A 25,738-nucleotide genomic window follows, 5' to 3' on the forward strand; every position below is an offset into this window, starting at 1 on the left:
CGTCTTGCGAGGCACCTTGAGATGAACCTCTTTCGTTCGAAGTCGATTGCAGCCAAGCTGCTGATCGTCACCGGCATCGCGATTGCCTGCGTGCTGGCGCTTTCCAACTTGGTATTGATCTCTGAAACACGCGATCGGGTGCAATCGCTGACCATGGATCAGGCGGATAGCGAAGCCAAGGCAATTGCCAGCGAAGTGGCCGGCGATGTCGGAGCGCTTGCGAGTGCCGCTCGCTCCATGGCCGGCGTGCTCGGCCGCGGCCATGAGCAGCAGTCCTTCGACCGCAAAGGGGCGATCAATATCCTCAAGGCCAATGTGGAGCAGAACGCCTTCGCATTCGGCAGCTGGTTCTGCGAGGAGATCAAGGCCTTTGACGGCCGCCAGGAAGACGTCGTCAAGAATCTCGAACTTGGTGGCAACGACAACGGTGTCTTCACCCCCTACTGGTCCAAGACCCAGGCGGGCGGCATACAATTCTCGACGTTCAAGAACGATTATGCCGCGGAATGGTATGCCCTGGCCGCCAAGAGCGGCAAGGGTGCAATCACGGCGCCTTACCTTGCAGAAGGTACTGAGGTCCCAACGACCATGACGTCGATCGCCTACCCCGTCTTTTCCGCAGGCAAATTTATCGGCGTGTCCGGGGTGGACATCTCTCTTGCAGCTCTGTCGCAGAAGCTGAAGGCGTTGACCCCCTTCGGCAATGGCCGCGTGTTGTTGGTCGGCCAGGGCGGGCAATGGCTGGTTGCCCCCGACGACAAGCTGCTGATGAAGCCGTATGAGGAAAAGGCGGCTGACGTCCTGAACAGCAGCCTGAAATCGGGCCAGGCCACCATCATTACCGATCTCAGCTCGGAAGCCATGGGAAGCTACGATCGTCTTGTCTATCCCTTCGCCGTTCCCGGCGTGAATGCCACCTGGGCCGTGATGGTCGATATTCCGCACAGCGCGATCAACGGTGCAGTGAATGACCAGACCTATCTGATGGTGCTTGGCGGACTGATCGTCCTGGTGGCGGTGGTGGTGGCCCTGTGGCTGGCGGTCCGGCGGTTTGTGCAGGCGCCTCTGCATGGCCTGGTGGGCTCCGTAGATCGGCTTCGCGACGGGCAATATGACGCCGCTGTCGCCGGACAGGATCGCAACGACGAAGTCGGAATGGTTGCCAAGGCCCTGGAAGGCTTTCGTCATCGCCTTGCCGAGGCTCGGTCGCTGGAGGCGGAAGCAGCCACGCAGCGGCAGAATGTGGAAGCGGAGCGCAGTCAATCTGAAAGCGAGCGAAATGCCGCTGCGGCACTGCAGCAACGGATCGTTTCCATTCTGGGAGCCGGACTGGCAGCACTTTCCCGCGGGCAGCTGACCTATCGCATCCAAGAGGATTTTCCGGGCAAATATGCGCAGCTGAAGGAGGATTTCAACGGCGCCGTGGCCAGCCTGGAAGAGACCATCCTGGCGGTGCGCGCCGCCGTCGACCACATCGGCAGCGGAACGAGCGAGATCAGCGACAGTGCGATGGATCTTTCCCGGCGTACAGAACAGCAGGCGGCCAGCCTGGAAGAGACTGCTGCGGCCCTCAATGAGCTGACGGAACAGGTCAATTCGAGTGCCGACAATGCCAATGCGGCGGCAAACACGGTCAGCACCGCCTGTCAGGACGCCGAGAAATCCGGAGATGTCGTGCGCAAAGCTGTCGCTTCAATGGAAGGCATTGCCCAGTCGTCGCAGGAGATCTCGCGCATCATCGCCGTGATCGATGAGATCGCCTTCCAGACGAACCTGCTTGCGCTGAATGCAGGCGTCGAGGCGGCGCGCGCCGGCGAGGCGGGCAAGGGCTTCGCCGTCGTGGCCCAGGAAGTCCGCGAACTGGCGCAGCGTTCGGCCGGTGCGGCGAAAGAAATCAAGACGTTGATCAACGCCTCGAGCGCCCAGGTGAATGACGGGGTGGAACTGGTCGGCCGTGCCGGCGGCGCCCTGCAGAAGATCGCCGATCAGGTCATGCAGATCAACGATTTGGTCCGCCAGATTTCAGCCTCGGCCAGCGAACAGGCGACAGGCCTCAAGGAAGTGAATTCCGCCGTCAACCAGATGGACCAAGTCACCCAGCAGAATGCCGCGATGGTCGAGCAGACCACGGCCGCAAGCCGCGTGTTGAGTGGCGAGGCCGAGGGCTTGCGGCAGTTGGTGAGCCGGTTTGCCGTTTCCGACAGCCAGACGCGGAACCCGCTTCACGCCACGGCCGCAGCGATGCGCGCTCCCACCGCTTCGGCTCAACCGGCAGCCCCGGCCAGGCGCCCGGCACAACGGCAGGCGGCGGGATCAGCACGCTCCGCCGCGGCTGTCGAGGCCGACTGGCAGGAGTTTTAATTACCTTTACCAACGGGTCGGTGCGCAGGACCGCACCGGCCTGTCTGTCGCCATTTCAGCCCAGGCGGCCGAACCGTTCGATCAGCAGGTCAAAGAAGCCATCCGCATCGACATGGCGCATGAAGCGCGCATTGGCGGGCCTGTCCGTCACGCGCCACCAATCGACAACGGTCATTCCAACCGTGAGTTCTGAGCGCGTCTCGATCTCGACATTGCAATCGCGCCCGGAGAAAAGCTCCGGCTTCAGCAGATAGGCGATAACGGTTGGATCATGCAGCGGGCCACCGTCCGACCCGTATTTCTCCTCGTCGAACCGCTCGAAGAACTGCAGCCACTGAACCATGACCTCAGCCGGCCGCGTGCCCAGCGCTGCAATGCGCTGCACCCGTGCCTTGGTCGTCAGCAATTGATGCGTGACATCGAGCGGCATCATGACGATCGGAATGCCGGACTTCATGACGATGTCCGCAGCCTGCGGGTCGACATAGATATTGAACTCCGCCGCCGGCGTGATGTTGCCGCCTTCGAAGAATCCACCGCCCATCATGACCAGTTCGCGAACGCGCGGAGCAATGTCAGGGGCCTGCATCAGGGCCATGGCGATATTGGTCAGCGGTCCCAGCGTGCAGAGCGTTACTGTTCCGGCCGGTTCCCGCCTGAGGGTCTCGACGATGAAATCCACGGCATTCTGGGCCTGAACCCGCATCACGGGCTCCGGCACTTCGGCGCCATCGAGGCCGGTCTTGCCATGCACATGCTCGGCGGTGACCTGCGGCCGCTCGAGCGGCTTCACCGCACCCTCATAAACTGGCATGTCCGACCGGCCCGAGAGCTCACAGACGATCCGCGCGTTCCTGCTGGTATAGGAAAGCGGCACGTTGCCCGCCACCACGGTCACGCCCAGCACCTCCAGCTCCGCCGGGCTGGCAAAGGCCAGCATCAGCGCGGCGGCATCGTCCTGTCCCGGATCGGTATCAATGATGATCTTGCGGATGTCTGTCATGGGAATACCTCGTTTTGTCCGCTGCTTGTTGCACGCGGCGCAAATGCCTTGTCAAGCGCCTCCCGTCTTGCAACCGCTCCGCAGCGACCCCACATTGGCCTCACAGCCATATGAAGGACGGGGCAAGGATAAAACTGCATGAGCCGCACCAAGGTCGCCGGGACGCCGATCCTGCTTGCCATCGATGCCAGTGCGGCCGTGCTTGCCGAAATCGCCCGCAGCGGCGACGGCTACCCGCCATTCAACGTCGAGCGCCTCGTGCGGAAGGACGACAACGAGACCGAGCGGTTGCGCCTGACGCTGGCCGTTGCCGGCTTTTCGGAGAACGAGCTGGAGGTTCTCGTGGAAGCGGGCCAGCTGATCATTCGCGGCCGCCAGACACTGCGGGACGATGGCGATTTCCTCTTCCGCGGCATCGCCCGCCGCCAGTTCCAGCGCAGCTTCCAGCTCAAGGACGGCATGGACGTGGTCGGTGCCTCGCTGCGCAAGGGATTGCTGATCATTGAATTGACCGATCCCAGTTCGACCCATGTGGTGCGGAAAATTAACATTTCTCCTTCACTATAGGCTCAACGGCCTGAATGCCGTGCTCCCTGCATCTGGTGGAGAATCGGAATGTTGTTAAAAGAAGCGAATGCCCGACTGTCGCAATCCGAACTGGCGCATATTGGCGCGGGCGAAGTCGGTTACATCAGAAAAATGCGTGTCGAAGAGGTTTCCCGGTGCTTTCCTGAAGCCCCGGAGATCGATCCCAACCTGGACCTCTGGGCCCTGTTTGCCGCTGACGGCACACCCATCCTCTTGACGGATAATCGCTCCAGCACCTTCTTCAAGGCTGCCGAGGACGACCTGAAGACCGTCAGCCTGCACTGACTATCGCTGGATTTTTTTCTCGATACGCTTGAACGTGAGATAGGCCGAGCCCCGGCCTTCTCGCCTCGCCTTGGCCTCGTAGCGCGTTCCAGGCCAACCGGCAAAAGGCGTGGTCCAGTCCGACGCGTTGCGCGCCGTCCAGTCAAAACCGCCATGGTCACGGCAATGGATCAGCGTCCAGTCGATATAGGTATCGATATCGGATGCAAAGCAGAACAATCCGCCGGGCTTCAGCACCCGATTAAATCGCTCAAGATTGACCTGCGAAACAAAGCGGCGCTTCCAGTGTTTCCGCTTCGGCCAGGGATCGGGATAGAGAAGATCGATCTGGTCTATGCAACCGGCCGGCAGCCAATCAAGAAGCTGCGTCGCATCGTCATCATGGGTTCTGATGTTGCTCAGCCCAGCTTCTTCGACGCTGGCCAGCAGTTTCGCCATGGAATTGACGAAAGGCTCCACGCCGATGAAGCCGGTCTCGGGATTCTCCGTTGCCCGATGGACGAGATGCTCCCCGCCACCAAATCCGATTTCGAGCCGCACAGCCGTGACGGGGTGCCGGAATAGCGACTTTATATCAGCCGGCGCGGGGGTCGACAGATCGACCGCCAGCGTGGGCATCAGGTTTTCCAGGCGCGCCGCCTGCTGGTCCCTAAGGGGTTTTCCCTTGCGTCGACCGAAAAAGGCTTCGGTCGACCTGTTGCGGCGCTCCTGCGACATCATCAGCCCTTGATGGCGTCCTTGAGCGGCTTGACGAGATCAAGCTTCTCCCAGGAGAACGAACCATCGCGGCCAGCCTTGCGGCCGAAATGGCCATAGGCGGAGGTCTTGGCGTAGATCGGCTTGTTCAGGTCGAGATGCTTGCGGATGCCGGTCGGCGAGAGGTCCATGACCTTGCGGATCGCGGCTTCGACCTGATCTTCCGTCACCTTGCCGGTGCCATGCAGGTCGACATAAATCGACAGCGGCTGGGCCACGCCAATGGCGTAGGAAATCTGGATGGTGCAGTTGTCGGCGAGGCCGGCGGCCACGACGTTCTTGGCCAGATAGCGCGCGGCATAGGCTGCGGAGCGGTCGACCTTGGTCGTGTCCTTGCCGGAGAAAGCGCCGCCACCATGGGGTGCTGCGCCGCCATAGGTGTCGACGATGATCTTGCGACCGGTCAGGCCGGCGTCCCCGTCAGGACCACCGATCACGAACTTGCCGGTGGGGTTGATGTACCAGGCGCAATCGTCGGCAATCTTCAGGTCGCCGAGAGCTTCACGGATATAGGGCTCGACAACCGAGCGAACCTTGGCCGAATCCCAGCTCTCGTCGAGATGCTGCGTCGACAGGACGATCGAGGTGGCTTCCGCCGGCTTGCCATCGACATAGCGCACGGTCACCTGGCTCTTGGCATCGGGGCCGAGCTTGCCGGCTTCGCCAACACCCTTCTTGCGGGCGTCTGCCAGCAGGGCGAGAATGCGGTGCGAGTAATAAAGCGGCGCCGGCATCAGTTCCGGCGTTTCCTTGCAGGCGTAGCCGAACATGATGCCCTGGTCGCCAGCGCCTTCGGAACCCTGCTGGTCGGCTGCCTTGTCAACGCCCTGGGCAATGTCGGCCGACTGGGCGTGCAGCAGCACGTCGATCTTGACATTCTTCCAGTGGAAGCGATCCTGCTCGTAGCCGATGTCCTTGATCGCCTTGCGCGCAGCCGACTTGAACTTGGAGGGATTGACCGCCGGCTCGCCATAGGGATCCTTGACGATGTTGCCATCCTTGTCCTTCTTCAGGAGGCTGGCAGGCAGACGCACTTCACCGGCGATCACGACGCGGTTGGTGGTTGCAAGCGTTTCGCAGGCGATGCGCACGGTCCAGGGGTCGATGCCGGTCTTGGCGGCTTCGCGATAAACCAGGTCGACGATTTCGTCGGAAATACGGTCACAAACCTTATCCGGATGACCTTCGGAAACGGATTCACTGGTGAAAAGATAGTTAGCGCGCATGCGGGATTCCCCTCAAAGAACAAGCTTCGTTCTCAATATTCAGTTCGAGGGCGAAAAACAAGCGCACAACGACATAAATATATCTTTATGTGGGCAATATCAGGCGGGTCATCCGCCTTGTGCCGCGCGGACAGACAATAGCCGCGCAACAAAAAAGGGCGGCTCTCAGGCCGCCCGATACCGTGTCGCTGGAGGTTACTCGCCGTCGCTTTCAGCGGCCAGGGCCTTGACCAGGTCCACCAGCCGGCGGCGCACCTTGGGATCGCCGATCTTCACGAATGCGCGGTTCAACTGCAGGCCTTCGGAGGACGACAGGAAGTCGACCACATAGTTGGAGCTCGAAGCCTCTGCCATCCCGGTTGGACCACCGGCCTGCTCGCCCGGCGCATCCTCGAAGAAGAAGGAGACGGGAACATTGAGAATGCTCGAGATGTTCTGCAACCGGCTGGCACCAACGCGGTTGGTGCCCTTCTCGTATTTCTGAATCTGCTGAAACGTGATGCCCAGCGCCTCGCCCAGTTTTTCCTGGCTCATGCCAAGCATCGTACGGCGAAGCCGAATCCTACTTCCGACGTGGATGTCAATCGGATTCGGCTTCTTCTTATTCTCGATCATGATTTGATCCTGACAACAGTTGGTAATTTTGGCCCGTCACCCGGCCTGCTTGTGGGATGGCCCTATCGTAGCGTGTATGAATTGCAACGCAACCTAAAGCATACTTCCAGTCCGGCGGTCACAGTCACTATGCAATTTTAGGGGTTTTTGGTCAATTCTTCCGAAAAATAAAACCCAGACGTGAAATCAATGCAAATGCCGAAAGAGCGGCCAATAACAACCAGAAATTACGTTGTGCAAACGTTATGTTCCGATCTGGAACAGTTTTAAAATTGACGGTTGAATCTTGGATTGCCTTTACATTAAATCCGACACCCGAGATAATACGACCGCGTGTATCAATTGTTGCTGAAATACCACTGTTCGCACTTCGTATGACAGGGACTTCATTCTCTACGGCGCGCAACCGGGCCTGCAGAAAATGCTGATAGGGTCCGGGCGTATTGCCAAACCAGGCGTCGTTGGTAATGTTGAGTATAGCACCTGCGCGCTCAAGTTGTACATCCATCTCATCCGGAAAGATGATTTCATAGCAGATGAGTGGGTATAATTCCGGCCCGTCCGGCAGCTTGAGCGTGCTGCGGGCCGCGGCCGCGGAGAACCCACCGGGCAGGCTGACGAGGTTGTTGACACCCAGCCTGCGCAGCAAGGCCTCGTAGGGAACATATTCCCCGAACGGGGTCAGATGCACCTTGTCGCTGGCCGCCAAGATCTGGCCCTGATCATCAATCAGATACACGGAATTGTAGTAGCGAGGCGGATTGCCCGGCCCCTGATCTTCCGATCGCACGGCCCCGGTCAGAAGAACCTGGCCGGGTTCGAGTATGTCGGCGATCCGCGTCAAGGCGTCGGGGTTTTCCGTCAGGATGAAGGGGATGGAGGTCTCCGGCCAAACGATGAGGTCCGGACGCTTGCCCCCGTCCTCAGGCGGAAGCTGGGACAGGCGCAGATGTTCGGCGAAGACTGCCTCCCGGTCGTCGTTTTCAAGCTTGACTGCCTGGTCGATGACAGGCTGGACCAGGCGCACGGTCTTGAGATCTGCCTCATCAGGTTCAGGCAGTTGGAGGCGATAGGCGCCGTAGCCGAAATGGGCCGCTGTGGCGATGACGGCCAGAAAAATCCCTCGGCGCATGCCCTTGCCCGTGGCGATCAAGGCTGGCGTGGCGAAGACGAAGACGGCAAGTGCCGAGACCCCAAAAACACCGATGGCATGGGCCGATTGCATCATGACCGGGATTGGCATGGCGCCATAGCCGATCGCATTCCAGGGAAATCCCGTGGCCGCGACGCTGCGCAGCCATTCGGCAAGGCCAAAGCCGGCGGCGAGTGCCACGATCCGCCCCAGGCCATCCGTCCACAGCACCCGCGCCAGCAGGGTGGCCAGGCCATAGAAAACCGCCAGCACCGCCGGCAGACCAAGGATCGCCAGTGGCAATGCCCAGGCGAACTCGTCCGCCTCGACCATCAGCGCATTGCCCAGCCACCAGAGTCCTGCCACGAAATAGCCGAAGCCGAAGGTCCATCCGATGACAAAGGCAGACCGTAGCGTGCCGAAGAAGCCGCTTTCCGGCCCGCCGGTCGCGCCATCCAGCAACCAGACCAGCAGCGTGAACGAGAGGAACATCGCGGCGAAAAAGCCGATGGGGGGCATGCCAAGGGCCGCAACAGCACCGGCCAGCCAGGTCAGGAGGAACCGCCGCAGGCCCCAGGTCAGCATGATCCTGCCAGCAAGACCTTCCATGCGCATCCTCTCAGTTCCGGCGAATCAACTCGCCGGCAGTCTTTCAAAAAAACGGGGATTTGTCCCGGCCGACGCTTCTGCGCCTGTCCACGGACTGGCGCAAGAGATGTAGCGCGCGATTGAAAAACGTGCCCGACAAGAATCAGGCGTCAGATACGGCACCTTCGCTCTGCGGACCCTCTTCGGGACCGCGATCCAATGGTCGATCCTGCGCAGGCCCGTTCAGTTCCATCTCGCCTTTGCTCTGGCGACGGCGGGCGGCCGGACGCTTGCGAATGACCCTGACCCGCTTCACCCGGCGCGGATCGGCGTCGAGAATATGAAATTCGAAGCCTGGCAATGCTTGAACCACCTCCCCGCGAACGGGAATGCGCCCCAGTTCGGAGAAGATAAGCCCTCCCAGTGTGTCGACGTCCTCGATCTGATCGCGGATGTCGAAGTCTGGGCCTATGGCCTCTGCGATTTCTTCCAGCTCGATACGGGCGTCGGCAATGACGACATCGTCAGAGATCCGGGTGAACAAGGCCTCTTCGTCGTCATGCTCGTCATCGATATCGCCGATGACCATTTCCACGATGTCTTCGTGCGACACCAATCCATCCGTGCCGCCATACTCATCGATCACGAGCGCCATCTGGGTGCGGGCCGCCTGCATGCGGGACATGAGGTCGGACGCCTGCATGGACGGAGGAACAAAGAGGATGCTGCGGATGATACCGGCTTCTGCCACGGTTTTCGACAGGTCTGCACGCGCAAGGTCAAATTCCGGCCTGGGTGTCCGTGGTGTTTTTTCCGCCTTTTCGCCGTCCGGCTGCTCTGACGCGGCGGCTTTCGCCCCGTTGCGGCGCTTGTTGCGCGCCTGTTTTGTCAGGTAGGACAGGAGATCGCGGATATGGACCATGCCGCGCGGATCGTCCAGGGTCTCCCGGTAGACCGGCATTCGCGACCGCCCTGACTCGTCGAACAGCGTCAGCAGTTCCGCCAGGCTGACATTCTGGTCCACGGCTTCGATATCGGCCCGTGGAACCATGATGTCCTCGACACGCACCTCGCGGAAGCGAAGGATGTTGTGGAGCATGGCGCGCTCTTCCGGAGAAAAAGCGTCGCCCGCGCCAGCGTCATTGACGAGCGCGTCCGCGAGGTTTTCACGAAGGCTTGACCCTTGCAAAGGTCGCAACAACCGGGCGGCGCGGCCCCAGAATGAAGACTGGGGTCTGCCACCCTCGGTTCGTAAAGGACTTCCGCCCTCGTCTGAGGATCCGCTATCGCGATCCTCTGCGGCCCGTCCGGCCGGTCTTGTCGTCAAATCGTTCATGTTACCAAGCTATCAAACCAGGCCTTGGCCTGCATAGGGGTCAGATAGGCCGAGCGTGGCCAAAATTCCAGTCTCGAGGCTCTCCATTATCTCGGCTTCTGCGTCATTCATATGATCGTAGCCGAACAAATGGAGGAATCCATGTACCATAAGATGGGTCAGATGATCCGCAAAGGGCTTTTCCAGATCATCGGCCTCCCGTGCCACCGTCTCCCGGGCAATAATGATGTCGCCGAGCATGGGTCCCGGCATGCCGCCCGGGGTCAGCGGATAGGCCGGAAAGGACAGCACATTGGTCGGCTTGTCCTGCCCGCGCCATTCGGCATTGACCTCGCGGATGGCGGCATCGTCGGTGAAGACCAGCGAAATTTCCGTGCCATGAGGTGGGAACGGCTGCTTTTCCTCAGCGATCATATAAGCCGCAGCCGCCTGGAACACGCGGGAGGCCAGCGCCTCCAGCTCCTGCTCCGGCTGCCAACCGTCGGCTTCGATCGAGATCTGTATGTCGAATTCGGGCATTGATTTCGTCGCCCTACCTAGCGGTCGAGCTGCTCGCTTTCGTCGTGAACGGCGTATTGCGCGTCATAGGCCCGCACGATGCGCCCTACGAGCGGATGGCGGACCACATCCGTATCCTTGAAGCGGACGACCGAAATGCCCTCGATCCCATTCAGGATCTGCAGGGCCTCCACCAGACCGGACTTCACGCCGCGTGGCAGGTCCACCTGGCTCGGATCGCCGGTGATGATCATGCGGCCGTTTTCACCCAGACGCGTCAGAAACATCTTCATCTGCATCGATGTGGTGTTCTGTGCTTCGTCGAGGATGATGGCGGCATTGGAAAGCGTGCGCCCGCGCATGAAGGCAAGCGGCGCGATTTCGATGACGCCGGCGGTAATGGCGCGCTCGACCTTATCGCCCGGCATCATGTCGTAGAGCGCGTCATAGAGCGGGCGCAGATAGGGATCGACCTTTTCCTTCATGTCGCCCGGCAGGAAGCCGAGACGTTCGCCGGCTTCCACGGCAGGGCGCGTCAGCACGATGCGATCGACCACACCACGCTCCAGCAGCTGCGCGGCATGCGCCACCGCAAGATAGGTCTTGCCGGTACCGGCCGGGCCAACGCCGAAAACCAGTTCCGAGCGGTCCAGCGCCCGCATATAGGCATCCTGCGTCGGCGTGCGGGCGGCGATGGTCTTTTTGCGCGTGGAGATCTGGGCCATCGACAGCTTCGCCTTGCGCTCCATCGTCGGCAGGCTCAACTGATCGTCAGCCGCCACCGCCATGCGGATCGCACCTTCGACATCGGAGATCTCGACGGATCCGCCGCTCTGCAGCTTGGCATACAGGAAATCGAGCGCCCGTCGTGCCTGATTGGTGGCCACCAGATCGCCGGAAATGGAAACGGAATTACCCCGCGCGCGCGCCTCGATGCTCAGGCGCTCCTCCAGGAGCTTCAGGTTCTGGTCGAACTGCCCGAACAGCTCGCTGGCAAACCTGTTGTTCTCGAACGTCAAGATAAAGTGATTGGCGTCGGTCACTGTGTTGCGGGAATTGCGCGGTTGTGAAGATACCAATTCTTGTGCGTTCAAGCGGCGAGGCTCCTGCTCGTTGTCCGATCCGGGCCCCACTCTAGCTCTCTGCCACCTCGGCAAACAAGCTGTTTGGTCCGGTTGAGGTGATTCGTACCTTTATAATGTCACCGATTTGCGATGTTTTTGCATCAACATTCACAGACTGGAGCCATGGAGAGCGTCCGATCAGCTGTCCGGGCATGCGTCCAGGCTTCTCCAGCAGGAGATCGATCACCTTTCCAACGCAAGACTCGGCGAATTCATGCTGCTGTTCCAAGAGCAAAGCCTGGAGCCGCGCCAGCCGTTCGGTCTTGACCTCCTCGGCCACCTGATCCTTCAGATCAGCGCCTGGCGTGCCCGGACGGGTGGAATACTTGAAGGAATAAGCCTGGGCATAACGAACGCGGCGGACCAGATCGAGCGTCGCCTCGAAATCCTCGTCCGTTTCTCCCGGGAAGCCGACGATAAAATCCCCCGAGAGCGCGATATCGGGACGAGCGGCCCGGATGCGCTCGATGAGGCGGATGTATTCCTCTGCCTTGTGGCGACGGTTCATCGCCTTCAGGATCCGGTCAGAGCCGGCCTGCACCGGCAGATGCAGATAGGGCATGAGCTTGTCGAGCTTGCGATGCGCCTCGACCAGGACATCATCCATGTCGCGTGGATGGCTCGTCGTGTAGCGCAGGCGGGCCAGCCCCTCGATTTCCGCCAAACGATACAGGAGATCGCCCAGTCCCAATGCCGAACCATCAGCAGCGGTGCCGTGCCAGGCATTGACGTTCTGGCCCAGCAAGGTCAGTTCGCGCACACCGTTGGCCACCAGCTTTTCGGCCTCTGCCACGATCTGGTCGAGCGGGCGGGAGACTTCAGAACCGCGCGTGTAAGGCACGACGCAGAAGGTGCAAAACTTGTCGCAGCCCTCCTGAACCGTGAGAAAGGCCGTGACATTGCGAGGCTTGCCGGCGGTCTTCACCGGATCGGGCAGATGCTCGAACTTGTCCTCCAGGGCATATTCGGTATCGACAACGCGTTCGCCGGTGCGGGCGCGCTGCAGGGCCTGTGGCAGCCGGTGATAGGTCTGCGGACCGATCACGACATCGACGGCGGGTTCCCGACGCGAGATCTCCTCGCCCTCGGCCTGCGCCACGCAGCCGGCGACGCCGATCATGAATTCGCGACCCTCGGCGGCGCGTGCCTTCTTCGTCTCGCGCAGGCGGCCCAGCGCCGAATAGACCTTGTCGGCGGCCTTCTCGCGAATATGGCAGGTGTTCAGCAGCACGAGATCGGCGTCTTCCATGACCTCGGTGGAGACATAGCCATCCGCCGCCAGAGCGTCCGCCATGCGGCCGCTGTCATAGACGTTCATCTGGCAGCCATAGGTCTTGATGAAGACCTTGCGGCTATTGGTCAGGGGCGCCGGCCTGTCTGGGGCGATATCACTTGCGAGATCTTGGGTCATGGCGGCTATTTAGTGTGTTTTCGTCCGCGATAAAACCAAAAAGATCGCGGATCACATCTTGCGCAGATGGCGTCCCATCAGGTGATGCTGCAGCATGCGGCGGATCTCCTGCTCGATGCCGGCGCTGAGTTGTTTGCGGTTGGTCTGAGAGGTGCAATCCATGACCGGACCGAAGGTGACATCCACATCGATGGCACCCGCCCGGAGCACCCCCAGAAGGTGGGGCACGAGTTGAACATCCCCCGGCCAACTGGCGATAGGGCGATGATAGCGCCCCATCGGCATGCCATAGACGCGCGTATAAGCGATGGATACAGGCTGGATGTGCACCACGCCTTCTGGCGCGAGCGGCAGTGCCGCCGCTGCTGCCCCGAAAAGCGAGGATTTCACGCCGAGCAGCCTGTTTCCATCCGAGGTGGTGCCTTCCGGAAACAGCACGACCACTTCGCCGTCCGCCATGCGCTGGGCGATCTCGCCGACCTGGTCGCCGGTACGGCGGCGGTCCTCGCGGGTGACGAAAATCGTCTTCTGCAAGCGGGCGAGAAGGCCGAAGACCGGCCAGCTCTTGACCTCCGTCTTGGCAATGAAGGCGACGTCGCAGAGACTGCCAAGGATCAGGATATCCTTCCATGAGGCATGGTTGGCGGCCAGCATCAGGGGACGGCGGCGGTCGGGTTCACCATGGACATGGATGCGAATACCCAGCATCCAGCAGGCGGCGCGGTGCCAGACACGGGGCAGACGACGGCGATAACGGAAGTCAAACAAAAGGCCAATGATTTGGACTGGAGCAAGAAGCAGCGCCAGCAAGGCAAGGCCCAAGACAACGAAGCCGATGCGCAACGAACTCATGACGCGCAGTCACCCGCCGATATGCCCATGGCTCTACTTGTCTTCCTTTTTTAGCGGCACGCCATAGAGTTCAAGCCGGTGGTCTACAAGGCGGAAGCCATATTCGCGGGCGATCCGCTCCTGCAAGGCCTCGATCTCGGGGGAATGGAACTCGATCACCACGCCGGTCTTGAGATCGATGAGGTGATCGTGATGGGCTTCGGGCACGGTCTCATAGCGGGAGCGGCCGTCGCGGAAGTCATGGCGCTCTATGATGCCGGCATCCTCGAACAGCTTCACGGTGCGATAGACGGTCGAAATCGAGATGCGGGCATCGACCTTGACCGAGCGGCGATGCAATTCCTCGACATCGGGATGATCGTCGGAGCCCTCGAGAATCTGGGCAATGATACGCCTTTGCTCCGTCATGCGCATACCGCGCTCGACGCAGAGTTCCTCCAGCGATTTGACCGTTTCCGTCATGGCATCCCGCATCAAACTAAAGATGTTCCGGATATTAGCCGCTTTGCATGAGCGCCGGAATGCCTAGGCAGTTACCGAAGATCGCGCTTCATGACAAGCGCCGCCGATTTCCGGCCCTTGCGGTCCTCGTAATAGGCAGGGCGTTCTCCCGCCTTTTCGAAGCCGAGCTTGCGATAAAGCGCAATGGCGGCGGCGTTTCCGTCATCGACCTCCAGGAACATTTCCTGGCCGCCGCTCGCTTCTGCATGCCGGATCGCCGCCTGCATCAGCCGCCAGCCAAGTCCATGACGCGACTGCTTTTCATGAACCGCGACCGTCAGGATTTCCGCCTCGCCCGCCACTTCACGGGCGAGCACGAAGCCGGCCATCGGCGGCTTGAAGATCAGCGCATTGGTCTGGCGCGCGACGAAGCCGAAGACATTCGGCTGCAGCAGCAGGCTCAGGAATTCGCCATCACCCCAGGGCCTGGCGAAACGCTGTCCGTGCAGGACAGATACTTCCGGACAATCTTCCGGGACCATGTCGACGATTTCGAATTCGGGTTTGCGGGAAAAAAAGCTGTCTGACATTGCGGTTCCAGGTCTGTTTGCCTCTCGAATCGGCAAATGGCCGGAATTCGATCAACCCATCATACCCGGCGGCCCTTTCCGGAACGTCAACCCGAGCGAAGATTGTCAAGCCGAGCTAAATTCGTGCGACGGCAAAACCTTCCTGTGGACGAACGTCAGGACCCCGCAGATAGAGCGGCTTCGGCTGGTCCGTGGAAGACACGCCCAGGCGGGCGACAAGCCGGATCGGGAAGCGGTCGGCGCCGCCCGGGTCAGCAGATTGGGACAGCAAGCAGCTGCCCGAACCGGCAAGCTCAGCACCCGGATAGGCCGCGGCCAGGTCCTTCGCCTCCTCCATCGAGGCGACCGTCGGCGGAGAAAGCACCGCTCCCGACGAAGCGAAAGCCTGGAGATACAGTTCGTCGCGCTTGGCATCCATAACGGCGATGACCGGGCGATCATCCGCATCGCCCCGGCGCTCCAAAGCTTCGGCAGCGATGACGGCCAGAGTAGACACGCCGACGGCCTTCACACCGAGCGCGAGAGCAAGGCCCCTCGCCGCGGCGACACCGACGCGAATGCCGGTAAACGAACCCGGACCGATCACCACGGCTACCCGCTCGACCGCGGCCAATTTCAGGCCGGCTTCGGCCATCACGGCGTCGATAAGGGACATCAGCCGTTCTGCATGTCCCTTGCCGATGGTCTCGGTCTGCTCGGCAAGCACGATACCGCGACCGCTGTCATAGACAGCGGCGGCGCAGTCAGCGCCGGCGGTATCGATGGCAAGAAGGATCATCTGTGCGCTCGGCCTGGAGTCAGACCGCCTCGACTTCCTGCACCTCGGGCACGAAATGGCGCAACAGATTCTGCACGCCGTGCTTCAAGGTCGCGGTGGACGAGGGGCAACCGGAGCATGCGCCCTTCATGTTGAGGTAGACCTTGCCATCGCGGAAGCCACGGAAGGTGATATCGCCGCCATCCTGCGCAACGGCCGGACGGACCCGCGTCTCCAGCAATTCCTTGATGGTGGCGACAATGGTCTCATCGCCGGCATTGAAGAATTCTTCTTCCAGATCGTCCTGCTCCGCACCGCCGGCCTTGGCCATGACGGGCGTGCCGCTCATGAAATGCTCCATGATGGCGCCGAGAATGGCCGGCTTCAGGTGCTGCCATTCCGGGCCTTCCTTCGTCACGGTGACGAAGTCATAGCCGAAATAAACAGCGGAAACGCCAGGGACCGCGAAGATGCGCGTCGCGAGTGGGGAAATTTCAGCGCTGGCCGCATCGCGAAAATCCGCGGTGCCGGATTCCATGACAACCTTGCCAGGCAGGAACTTGAGGGTGGCCGGGTTCGGCGTGGCTTCAGTCTGGATAAACATCGGAATCTCCGTCGGCCATGTCAGGCCGTTCTGTTTAGAATATTTCCAAAATATGCCTGATCAAACCCTGCTTCAAGGCCAGATTTGATATTTGTCGCGCGCCAAAGTCAGCAGAGCGCGTCGATTTCCTCGTTTGTGAGCGTATCCGGCAACACCGTGACCGGAATAGGAAAGGCCGCCGCTCGACCGGCGATCATGGACACCAGAGGCCCCGGTCCATCCTTGGCCGATCCTGCCGCCAGCACCAGGATCGCAATATCCCGGTCTTCTTCGATCAGGCTGTGGATCTGGGCCGCTGCGCTGCCCTCGCGGATCACGATCTCCGGCTCGATGCCGATCGTCTCCCGCACGGTCTGGGCCGCCCGCGCCATCGAGGTCTCCGCCTCGTCCCGCGCCTCGGCCCGCATGATCTCACCGACGCCAAGCCATTGCTGGAACTCGCCATCGGGGATGATGTACAAGAGCACCAGCCCGCCATTGGAATTCTTGGCACGACGCCCGGCATAATGCACCGCGCGATAACATTCCGGTGTCCCGTCGATGACGGCCATGAACTTTCGCCGATGGCCTTCCTGACGTGACAGGCGCGTTGAAACCATGGTCTTCCCCCGCCCCCGGATCATGCTTCTGCCGCCCTGCGGCGGGCTCCGGTTTACCCGCCGCGACGCATGGACCTTACTGCACGAAGCCGATGATGTCGCGGACTTCCTTCATGGTCTTCTCAGCCCGCGCCCGAGCCCGTGCACCACCATCGCGCAGAACCGCGTCGATATGGCCAGGATCGGCCATCAACCGACGCATCTCCGTATTCACGGGAGCGAGCGTCGTGATGGCCAGATCGATCAAGGCCGGCTTAAAGACGGAGAACTGCTGTCCGCCGAATTCCGCAAGCACGTCGGCCTTGGTGCGGTCGGACAATGCGGCGAAGATGCCCACGAGATTGTCGGCTTCCGGACGACCCTTGAGGCCTTCGACTTCGCTCGGCAATGCGTCGGGGTCGGTCTTGGCCTTCTTGATCTTCTTCGAGATCGTGTCGGCATCATCCATCAGGTTGATGCGCGAGAGATCCGAAGCGTCGGACTTCGACATCTTCTTGGTGCCGTCCCGCAGGCTCATGACACGCGGCGCCGGTCCGTCGATCAGCGGCTCGACCATCGGGAAATAGGCATGCACGGGCTCTTCGCCAACCGTGATATCGACGCCGGTACCGGACGCCCGGATGCGATCGGCGAAGTCCAGGTTGAACTTCATGGCGATATCGCGGGCGAGTTCCAGATGCTGCTTCTGGTCGTCACCGACAGGCACATGGGTGGCGCGATAAACGAGAATGTCCGCGGCCATCAGGCTCGGATAGGCGAGCAGCCCCAGCGACACCTGTTCGACATTCTTGCCGCCGGTCTTGTCCTTGAACTGGGTCATGCGCTCCATCCAGCCGATGCGCGCGACGCAATTGAAAATCCAGGCGAGTTCCGCATGCTGCGGCACGGCCGACTGGTTGAAGACGATGTGCTTCTGCGGATCGATGCCGGCTGCCAGAAACGCCGCGGTGATCGACCGGATCTGGTTCGGCATGTCCTCATGCACCAGCTGTGCGGTGATGGCATGCAGATCGACGACGCAGTAGATGCAGTCGTTATTGGCCTGCAACGCTACGAATTTCCTGATGGCACCAAGATAGTTGCCGAGATGCAGATTGCCGGTGGGTTGAACGCCGGAAAAAACCAGTGGCTTGAATTCGCTCATGATGTCCTCGACAGGCGGGTGGAAGGCCTGGGCTCGCGATTGATAACGGTGGCGCTTATGCACTTCGCCTATCGCACAATCAAGAGGCAGGCGGCGCCGTCCATGCTCAGGCCGGCTGGATCAGGTCCCAGAGATTGCCATAGAGATCCTCGAACACGGCCACGGTGCCATAGACCTCGTGGCGCGGCTCCTCATGGAAGCGGATGCCAGCCGCCTGGAACCGGCCGTGGTCGCGGGCGAAATCGTCGGTATGGAGGAAGAAGCCGACGCGGCCCCCGGTCTGGTTGCCGATCGCGGCGCGCTGCGCCTCGCCCTCGGCCTTGGCCAGAAGCAGGCCCGCGCCGCCGTCAGACGACGGCGCGACCACAAGCCAGCGCTTGCCATCGGGAAGCGGCTGATCAGCAAGGCACTCAAATCCAAGGTCATTGCAGTAATGGGCCTTGGCACGATCGTAGTCGTCCACAACAAGGCTGACCGTGGCGATCCGGCGAGATGTCATGGTTCCATCTCCTTGGTCGCGGTCTCGTCCGCATCTGGCCGGGGCCTGCGCTTCAGGTTGTCGCGGAGCATCCTGAGGCTTGCGCCGCCACTGGCGAAGGCCAGCGTGAAATAGACCACCATGGCCGTGAGGATGAGGCCCCCAAGCGTGCCGACCCGCATCAGCAGTGGTGCGGCCGTCGATAGCGGGTAGGCCAGCCACTCAATGGCGTAATGCAAGCCGATGGCCATGACCGCTGCTGCCACCATCAGGCGGGGAATGCGGGTGAGCAACGGGATATCCCGGCCCCAATGTCCCCGCCAGACCAGTGTTGCGAAGAGCAGGATGGCATTGACCCAACCGGCGACAATCTCGGCGGTCGAAATACCCTCCGCCCCCATGCGCGGAAAGAGGTAGAGCGCCAGCGAGACATTGGTCACGACGGAGATGGCCGCGAAGATCATCGGCGTGCGGGTGTCTTCGCGGGCAAAGAAGCCGGGAATGAAGGCCTTGATCAGCACGAAGGCGGGCAGTCCCAGTCCGTATATCGCCAGGATACCGGCGACCACAGGCGTCGATTCGGGTGAGAAGCGGCCATGTTCGTAGACCAGACGGATGATCGGCTCGGACATGACCAGCAGCGCGGCCGCCGCCGGCAATGTCAGGAACATCACGAATTCCACCGAGCGGTTCTGCAGGTTGTCCGCCTCCACCCGGTGACCGGCGCGCAGCGCACGGGAGAGCTCCGGCAGGAGCACGGTGGCAACTGCGATGCCGAAGACGCCGAGCGGGAGCTGGTAGATGCGGTCGGCCAGAACAAGCGAAGTCACCGCGCTGTCCTGCGCGGAGGCAATCGCCGTATTGATCAACAGGTTGATCTGGGTGATGCCGCCGGTGATGGCGGCCGGCAGCGCCAGGATCAGCAGGCGGCGGACATTCGGCGTGAAGCGCGGCCGCCGAAAGCCGATGGCCATGCCGGCCTGGCGCACCGCGATCCACACAATGGCAAGCTGAACAAGACCGGCTGCCATGACACCCCAGGAGAGGCCATACCCCACCGTCACCGTGTCGTGGCCGCCGTACCAGGCATAGCCGAGCACGCCGATCAGAATGATATTGAGAAAGACGGGTGCAATGGCCGCAGCAAAGTATTTGTGCAGCGAGTTGAGCATGCCGCCCATCATGGCCGCCAGCGACATGCAGGCGAGATAGGGGAACATGATGGTCGCCATGGCGACCGTGTTGTCGAATTTTTCAGGATCGTCGACAAAGCCAGGGGCAATCACGGTGCGCACTAGGAACGGCATGGAGAGTTCCATGGCGATGGTCAGCACCATCAGCACCGTGAACAGAACGCCGAAGACTTCCTCGGAGAAGCGTTTGGCGCCTTCCATGCCGCCCGCCTCGATCTCCTTGGCGAAGAGCGGCACGAAAGCGGAGTTGAAGGCGCCTTCGGCAAAGAGCCTGCGGAAGGTGTTGGGGAAGCGGAAGGCGACGTTGAAGGCATCCGCCACCGGGCCGGTACCCAGCATGCTGGCCATCAGCATTTCGCGGGCGAAACCGAAGACCCGGCTGCCCAGCGTTGCGCCGCCGACCGTGGCCAGCTTCTTGAGAAGGCTCATGCTCAGGCCCTGTTTCTCTTCTGCACCAGAACCCCGCGCGGCGGGGTGGGCGCGATGATGCCGGAGGGCATGCGGTCGCGCAACTCATCCGGCTGCTCTGCCATGACCGTCTTCAGCCTCGCGGTGATGTTGGCCTGCCGGTTGTCGTTGGTCACCTTCTGGCCGATCAGGTCAGTCACATAGAAGGTGTCGATGACCTTTTCACCGAAGGTCGTGATGCGGGCGGAATGGATGTCGAGCGACAGGTCGGACAGCACCGCGGTGATCTCGGCCAGAAGGCCGATCCTGTCCAGGCACTCCACCTCGATGACGGTGAACTTGTTCGACAGGGTGTTGGAGATCGTCACATGCGGAGCGATGGTGAAGGTCTTGTTCTTGCGCTTGCCCTTGCTGCGGGTAGCGATCACGTCAGGCAGCCGCTTCTTGCCCGAGAGCACGCCCTCGATCATCGTGCCGATGGAGGCGGCGCGGCGCATCTCATCCTCATCGATGGGGAATTCCCGATTGATCAGGATCGTATCGAGCGCGCGGCCGTCGGAGGTCGTGAAGATCTGGGCGTCGGCGATGTTGGCGCCCGCCGCCGCGCAGGCGCCAGCGATGATCGACAGCAGCCGGGGATGGTCGGGCGACAGAACGGTGATTTCGGTGATCGCGTGGAACTGATGGGTGCGCACCATCGTGGCCAGCGCCTGCTTGGACTTGTCCGCCTGCCGGATGAAATGCGCGTGGCGAACCTGATCCTCCAGATCGACGGAGAGCAGGTAGGGTTCGTAATGCAGCTTGGTATAGGTCTTCTGGTCCTTCTGGCTCCAGTCGCCCAGAGCCTTGGTCAGCGATTCCGCGGCGTGCTTGGCGCGCTCCTTGCGCGAGACTTCGGAAAATCCGCCGGATAACAAAAGCTCGGTCTCGTAGTAGAGCGTGCGCAGCAGCTGTCCCTTCCAGCCGTTCCAGACACCGGGCCCCACGGCCCTGATATCGCAGACCGTCAGGATCAGCAGCATCTTCAGCCGGTCGAGCGATTGCACCTTCTCGGCAAAGTCGGTGATGGTCTTGCGGTCATGCAGATCGCGCGTCTGGGCAACCATCGACATCAGCAGGTGCTGCTCGATCAGCCAGGCCACCAGTTCGGTCTGCTTCGGCGTCAAGCCAAGCCGGGGGCAGAGCTTGCGCGCGACGCGGGCACCGGCAATCGAATGGTCTTCCTGCCGCCCCTTGGCAACGTCATGCAGCAGCACAGCGACATACAGCGATTGCCGGTCCTCGATGCCCGGCATCAGCTTGGCAGCGAGAGGATGGGGCTCATCCGCCAGGCCCTTGTCGATTTCCGAGAGCACTTCGACGGTGCGGATCAGATGCTCATCGACGGTATAGTGATGATACATGTTGAACTGCATCATCGAGACGATCTTGCCGAATTCCGGCAGGAAACGCCCCAGCACACCGGCCTCGTTCATGCGTCTCAGGATCAGCGCGGGGTCGCGCTTCGACGTCAGCATGGCGAAGAACAGGCGATTGGCCTCCGCGCTCTCCCTGAATGTGTTGTCGATCAGGGACAGGGAACGGGTGACACCCTTCAGCGCATCCGGATGGAACTCCAGTCCGTTCAAGTCCGCGACATGGAACAGCCGCATGATCGAGAGCGGATCGCGCTTGAAGACGTCGGGATTGGCGAGCGCAATACGGCCCTTGTCCTCAATGAACTCGATTGTGCCCGGTATCTTGCGCGGGCGGTTGGCGAAGCGTCCAAATACGGCTGTCAGCCCCGGCGCTGCCTTGGCCTGTTGCTCCTCCAGGGTGGCGCAGACGATGCGGGTCAGGTCACCCACCTGCTTCGCCACCAGGAAGTAGTGCTTCATGAAACGTTCGACCGCCGAGAGGCCCGGACGGGCCTGGTAGCCGAGGTTGCGGGCGATCTCGGACTGGATGTCGAAGGACAGGCGCTCCTCCGGCTTGCCGGTGAGATAATGCATGTGGCAGCGCACGGCCCAGAGGAAATCCTCGGCCTTCTGGAACAGGCGCAATTCCTGGCGTGACAGGACCCCCAGCTTGACCAACTCTGCCGTGTCGCGGACGCTGTAATTGTATTTGGCGATCCAGAACAATGTGTTGAGGTCGCGAAGGCCGCCCTTGCCTTCCTTGACATTGGGTTCGACCAGATAGCGGGTGTCACCGGCCTTGCGGTGACGCTCGTCACGCTCGGCAAGCTTGGCGGCGATGAATTCCGGTGCGGTACGCGCTGCAACCTCGTCATCGAAGCGCTTCGCCAGTTCGCGGACCAGATCCTCGCGACCGCAGACGAAGCGGGTTTCGAGGATGGCGGTGCGGATCGTCATGTCGGACTTGGCAAGCCGCAGGCATTCGTCCACCGTCCGGGTGGCGTGGCCGACCTTGAAGCCGATATCCCAGAGAAGATAAAGCAGGAACTCGACCGCCTTGTTCATCTCCGTTCCGCTCTTCGGCGGCAGCAGGAACAGAAGGTCGATGTCAGACCCCGGCGCCAGCGTTCCACGGCCGTATCCGCCGACCGCCGCCACGGCAATGCGGTCGGCATTGTCGGGATAGACATAGGTCGTCACGACGCCGAGGATCACGCGGATCAAATGATCCTGCAGCCAGGACAGCGACGTTGCGCATGCAAGCCCATGCCCATTCTCATACAGCCGCGTGCGCGCGACCTCCCTGCCGTCGGTATAGGCCTTCTTCAGGATGGGCAGCAAAGCGGTGCGTATTTCCAGCAAACTGCCCTTGAGGGGCGTCGCGACGGCATCGCATTCGGCTCTGAGGGCGGCGATATCGATCAGATCGCCGTATTCTACGTCTGTTCTAGCCATGGGCTCTGGCGTCTTGTCCGTGTTGGCGCGCTTCGGGAGATGCGCGTTGGCAGGCGCTATAGCAAGATTGCCGCGCCGAAGACAGGCATATTAGGGGTCAAGCCTTGCCAAGTTGTTTCTTCAGACCATACAGCGCTTCCAGTGCCTGACGAGGCGTCATGTCGTCCAAATCGAGCGCTTTCAAGGCTTCCTCGACCTTTGAGGGGCCTGCCTTGGCCGCCTCCTCGCGCCGCACGGCGACCTGGAAGAGCGGCAGGTCGTCAATGAGTTGGTGTGCGGGGTTCTTCCGATCGCCGTCTTCCAGGCGGGTCAGGACATCGCGCGCCCGCGCCACGACAGAGGCGGGCAGGCCTGCAAGGCGTGCCACCTGGATGCCGTAAGACCGATCAGCGGCGCCGGGTCCGACCTCATGCAGGAAGACGACATCGCCCTCCCATTCCTTCACCCGCATCGTGGCGTTGGAGAGCCGGCCGAGCTTTTCGGAAAGTGCGGTCAATTCATGGAAGTGCGTGGCAAACAGCGCCCGGCAGCGATTGACCTCATGCAGATGCTCGACCGCCGCCCAGGCGATCGACAGGCCGTCGAAGGTGGCGGTGCCGCGGCCGATTTCGTCGAGGATCACCAGCGCCCGCTCGCCTGCCTGGTTGAGGATCGCGGCCGTCTCCACCATCTCGACCATGAAGGTCGAGCGTCCGCGAGCGAGATCGTCGGAGGCGCCAACGCGGGAGAACAGCCGATCGACAATGCCGATATGGGCGGAGCCTGCGGGCACGAACGAGCCCATCTGCGCCATGATGGCGATCAGAGCGTTCTGGCGCAGGAAGGTGGATTTACCGCCCATGTTCGGGCCGGTCAGCAGCCAGATCGCCCCATGCGTTTCGTTGAGCCCGGGTGACAGGTCGCAATTGTTGGCGATGAACGGCCCCTGGGACTGTCGCCTCAACGCCTGCTCCACGACGGGATGGCGGCCGGCGACGATCGAAAACATCTTGCTGTCATCGACCAGGGGCCGGCAATATCCCTGCTCGTCGGCCAGATCCGCCAGGCCGGCTGCGACATCGATGACGGCCAAGGCGCGGGCCGCACGCTTGATCGGCTCGGCGGCGGCCACGACATCGGCGGTCATTTCGGCAAATACGGCGAGCTCGATATCGAGCGCCTGGCCTGCGGCATTGGCAATGCGGCTTTCGAGGTCGGCCAATTCGGTCGTGGTGAAACGCATGGCATTGGCCATGGTCTGGCGATGGATGAAGCGGGACTTGGCCGCCTCACCCTCCGTCATAGGGCCGGCATTGTTTGCCGTGACCTCGATGAAATAGCCGAGCACGTTGTTGTGCTTGATCTTGAGCGACTTGATGCCGGTTTCCTCGGCATATTGCAGTTGCAGGCCGGCAATCACGCGGCGCGACTGATCGCGCAGCGCGCGGGCTTCGTCGAGATCGGCCCTTGCCCCTTCCCGCAGGAAGCCGCCATCGCGTTTCAACAAAGGCAGCTCGTCGGCGAGCCGGGCGGCCAGCCGCTCCGCCAAGGCCGGCGGCAGGGCCTGCAGCGCCGCATGGGCATCCGCGAGTTCCTGCGGCAGAAGCCCCTGGCGCCCGAGCAGGTCCGATATCTCGGTCGCAGCGCCAAGGCCAGCGAGGATCGCGCCGAGATCGCGCGGGCCGCCCCGGTCCAGCGCTAGGCGTGACAGGGCCCGCGGCATATCCGGCACCTGCTTGAGCAGCGCCCGCAAGCCATCGGCCAGCGATGGACTGTTCAGAAGGAAGGCAATCGAATCCTGCCGTTCGACGATTGCGGCCGCATCCGTCAGCGGCGACATCAGCCGCTCGGCCAGCATGCGCGCGCCGCCGCCGGTGACCGTGCGATCGATGGCTTTCAGCAGCGATCCGTCGCGACTGCCGGACAAGGTCTTGACCAATTCCAGATTGGCGCGGGTGGCCGGATCGATAAACAATGTCGACGATGCATTTTGCCGTTCCGGCAGGCCGAGCGGCGGACGCTCGGAGATCTGCGTCTTCTCGACATAGGCGACGGCCGCGGCGGCAGCCGCGAGTTCCACTCTTGAAAAGGTGCCGAAACCATCCAGCGTGCCGACACCAAAATAGCGCGCTATGCGGCCCTCAGCGGTAGCACTATCGAACAAGACAGCCGGCTGTGGAACCGCTACGCGGCCGATAACATCGAACACCGACCGCAATTCGGGATCGTGGAACAGCGTGTCTGCCAGGATCAGCTCGCGCGGCTCGATGCGCAGGATATCCGACAGAAGCCGCGTCTCATCGGTTTCCGCCAGATGGAAGACACCGGTCGAAATATCGATCCAGGCCAGCGCCATCTGCGAGGCAGCCGAACCGCGCAGACGCGCCAACGCCATCAGGTAATTCGACTCGGACGGCGAAAGAAGCTTGTCTTCCGTCAGCGTGCCCGGCGTCACCAGACGCACCACATCGCGCCGGACGACCGATTTGCCGCCGCGCTTCTTCGCTTCGGCCGGGTCTTCCACCTGCTCGCAGACTGCCACACGGAAGCCCAGCGCGATCAGCTTCTGCAGGTAGTCGTCCGCTGCATGAACCGGCACGCCGCACATCGGGATATCAAGCCCCATATGCTGGCCGCGCTTCGTCAGGGTGATGCCAAGCGCGCGCGATGCCTCGATCGCATCCTCGAAGAACAGTTCGTAGAAATCGCCCATCCGGTAGAACAGCAGCGAGCCCGGATTGTTGGCCTTGATCTCGATGAACTGCTCCATCATCGGCGTCGCCGAGGCACGGCTTTCGGCCGATGCGAGATCGGCAGCATTCAGAACCTCGGTTGCGGGAGCATGGTTGACTATCACGGCCAAATTGTTTTCTTGAGGGAAAAAGTCGTGCCACACTAACGACGTCGGAACAGCAAAG

General features: G+C 61.6%; 23 protein-coding genes. 3 read left to right on the forward strand and 20 right to left on the reverse strand.

Annotated features, from left to right (window positions below; translation table 11 throughout):
- Positions 1-21: 21 nt before the first annotated feature.
- On the forward strand, positions 22-2,361 hold the full coding sequence (locus B9A97_RS19170) for a methyl-accepting chemotaxis protein (protein ID WP_084367183.1): 2,340 nt from the start codon (positions 22-24) through the stop codon (positions 2,359-2,361).
- Between the two features lie 55 nt (positions 2,362-2,416).
- On the opposite strand, the gene B9A97_RS19175 is transcribed toward B9A97_RS19170, so the two are convergent.
- Entirely contained in the window at positions 2,417-3,364 is a 948-nt protein-coding gene (locus tag B9A97_RS19175) for a nucleoside hydrolase (RefSeq protein ID WP_084367186.1), read from the reverse strand.
- Between the two features lie 138 nt (positions 3,365-3,502).
- Between B9A97_RS19175 and B9A97_RS19180 the strand changes: the two genes are divergently transcribed.
- Complete coding sequence (locus tag B9A97_RS19180) at positions 3,503-3,931, forward strand: Hsp20 family protein (protein ID WP_084367188.1); 429 nt, start codon at positions 3,503-3,505, stop codon at positions 3,929-3,931.
- 48 nt (positions 3,932-3,979) lie between these two features.
- The gene (locus tag B9A97_RS19185; protein WP_084367191.1) at positions 3,980-4,237 is read left to right on the forward strand and encodes a BQ00720 family protein; all 258 of its coding nucleotides are present in this window, start codon (positions 3,980-3,982) and stop codon (positions 4,235-4,237) included.
- On the opposite strand, the gene trmB is transcribed toward B9A97_RS19185, so the two are convergent.
- The 19 genes from trmB to mutS all read right to left on the reverse strand — a co-directional run bounded on the left by trmB (position 4,238) and on the right by mutS (position 25,677).
- Positions 4,238-4,954 carry a tRNA (guanosine(46)-N7)-methyltransferase TrmB gene (gene trmB, locus B9A97_RS19190; RefSeq protein ID WP_179145343.1) on the reverse strand — a complete coding sequence of 239 codons (717 nt, stop codon included), beginning with the start codon at positions 4,952-4,954 and terminating at the stop codon, positions 4,238-4,240.
- Positions 4,955-4,956: 2 nt separating this feature from the next.
- Positions 4,957-6,219 carry a methionine adenosyltransferase gene (gene metK, locus B9A97_RS19195; RefSeq protein WP_084367197.1) on the reverse strand — a complete coding sequence of 421 codons (1,263 nt, stop codon included), beginning with the start codon at positions 6,217-6,219 and terminating at the stop codon, positions 4,957-4,959.
- A gap of 195 nt (positions 6,220-6,414) precedes the next feature.
- Complete coding sequence (locus B9A97_RS19200) at positions 6,415-6,834, reverse strand: helix-turn-helix domain-containing protein (protein WP_084367200.1); 420 nt, start codon at positions 6,832-6,834, stop codon at positions 6,415-6,417.
- A 151-nt stretch (positions 6,835-6,985) separates the two neighbouring features.
- Complete coding sequence (gene lnt, locus B9A97_RS19205) at positions 6,986-8,575, reverse strand: apolipoprotein N-acyltransferase (protein ID WP_084367373.1); 1,590 nt, start codon at positions 8,573-8,575, stop codon at positions 6,986-6,988.
- 142 nt (positions 8,576-8,717) lie between these two features.
- Entirely contained in the window at positions 8,718-9,890 is a 1,173-nt protein-coding gene (locus B9A97_RS19210) for a hemolysin family protein (RefSeq protein ID WP_084367203.1), read from the reverse strand.
- A 12-nt stretch (positions 9,891-9,902) separates the two neighbouring features.
- Positions 9,903-10,409 (reverse strand): rRNA maturation RNase YbeY, encoded by a 507-nt coding sequence (gene ybeY / locus B9A97_RS19215; protein WP_084367208.1) that lies wholly within the window; start codon positions 10,407-10,409, stop codon positions 9,903-9,905.
- Between the two features lie 17 nt (positions 10,410-10,426).
- Positions 10,427-11,482 (reverse strand): PhoH family protein, encoded by a 1,056-nt coding sequence (locus B9A97_RS19220; RefSeq protein ID WP_084367210.1) that lies wholly within the window; start codon positions 11,480-11,482, stop codon positions 10,427-10,429.
- 40 nt (positions 11,483-11,522) lie between these two features.
- The gene (gene miaB, locus B9A97_RS19225) at positions 11,523-12,923 is read right to left on the reverse strand and encodes a tRNA (N6-isopentenyl adenosine(37)-C2)-methylthiotransferase MiaB (RefSeq protein ID WP_084367213.1); all 1,401 of its coding nucleotides are present in this window, start codon (positions 12,921-12,923) and stop codon (positions 11,523-11,525) included.
- A 51-nt stretch (positions 12,924-12,974) separates the two neighbouring features.
- Entirely contained in the window at positions 12,975-13,775 is an 801-nt protein-coding gene (locus B9A97_RS19230) for a lyso-ornithine lipid O-acyltransferase (RefSeq protein WP_084367216.1), read from the reverse strand.
- 33 nt (positions 13,776-13,808) lie between these two features.
- Positions 13,809-14,237 (reverse strand): Fur family transcriptional regulator, encoded by a 429-nt coding sequence (locus B9A97_RS19235; protein WP_084367375.1) that lies wholly within the window; start codon positions 14,235-14,237, stop codon positions 13,809-13,811.
- A 71-nt stretch (positions 14,238-14,308) separates the two neighbouring features.
- Entirely contained in the window at positions 14,309-14,806 is a 498-nt protein-coding gene (locus tag B9A97_RS19240) for a GNAT family N-acetyltransferase (RefSeq protein ID WP_084367219.1), read from the reverse strand.
- Between the two features lie 115 nt (positions 14,807-14,921).
- A complete protein-coding gene (gene tsaB, locus B9A97_RS19245) occupies positions 14,922-15,584 on the reverse strand; it encodes a tRNA (adenosine(37)-N6)-threonylcarbamoyltransferase complex dimerization subunit type 1 TsaB (protein WP_084367222.1) in 663 nt (220 codons plus the stop codon).
- Between the two features lie 19 nt (positions 15,585-15,603).
- Positions 15,604-16,167: a NifU family protein gene (locus B9A97_RS19250; protein WP_084367225.1), complete on the reverse strand. Its 564-nt coding sequence runs from the start codon at positions 16,165-16,167 to the stop codon at positions 15,604-15,606.
- Between the two features lie 107 nt (positions 16,168-16,274).
- On the reverse strand, positions 16,275-16,766 hold the full coding sequence (locus B9A97_RS19255; protein WP_084367228.1) for a universal stress protein: 492 nt from the start codon (positions 16,764-16,766) through the stop codon (positions 16,275-16,277).
- 76 nt (positions 16,767-16,842) lie between these two features.
- Positions 16,843-17,910, reverse strand: a complete 1,068-nt coding sequence (trpS, locus tag B9A97_RS19260; protein WP_084367231.1) for a tryptophan--tRNA ligase — start codon at positions 17,908-17,910, stop codon at positions 16,843-16,845.
- Positions 17,911-18,016: 106 nt separating this feature from the next.
- Complete coding sequence (locus B9A97_RS19265; RefSeq protein WP_084367233.1) at positions 18,017-18,409, reverse strand: VOC family protein; 393 nt, start codon at positions 18,407-18,409, stop codon at positions 18,017-18,019.
- Positions 18,406-20,010, reverse strand: a complete 1,605-nt coding sequence (gene murJ, locus B9A97_RS19270; RefSeq protein WP_084367236.1) for a murein biosynthesis integral membrane protein MurJ — start codon at positions 20,008-20,010, stop codon at positions 18,406-18,408. The genes B9A97_RS19265 and murJ overlap by 4 nt, the downstream gene beginning before the upstream one ends.
- 2 nt (positions 20,011-20,012) lie before the next feature.
- On the reverse strand, positions 20,013-22,841 hold the full coding sequence (locus B9A97_RS19275) for a [protein-PII] uridylyltransferase (RefSeq protein WP_084367239.1): 2,829 nt from the start codon (positions 22,839-22,841) through the stop codon (positions 20,013-20,015).
- A 97-nt stretch (positions 22,842-22,938) separates the two neighbouring features.
- Positions 22,939-25,677 carry a DNA mismatch repair protein MutS gene (gene mutS / locus B9A97_RS19280; RefSeq protein ID WP_244564293.1) on the reverse strand — a complete coding sequence of 913 codons (2,739 nt, stop codon included), beginning with the start codon at positions 25,675-25,677 and terminating at the stop codon, positions 22,939-22,941.
- Positions 25,678-25,738: the final 61 nt, after the last annotated feature.

Source organism: Rhizobium sp. RU36D (assembly GCF_900176345.1).
GTDB lineage: Bacteria > Pseudomonadota > Alphaproteobacteria > Rhizobiales > Rhizobiaceae > Allorhizobium.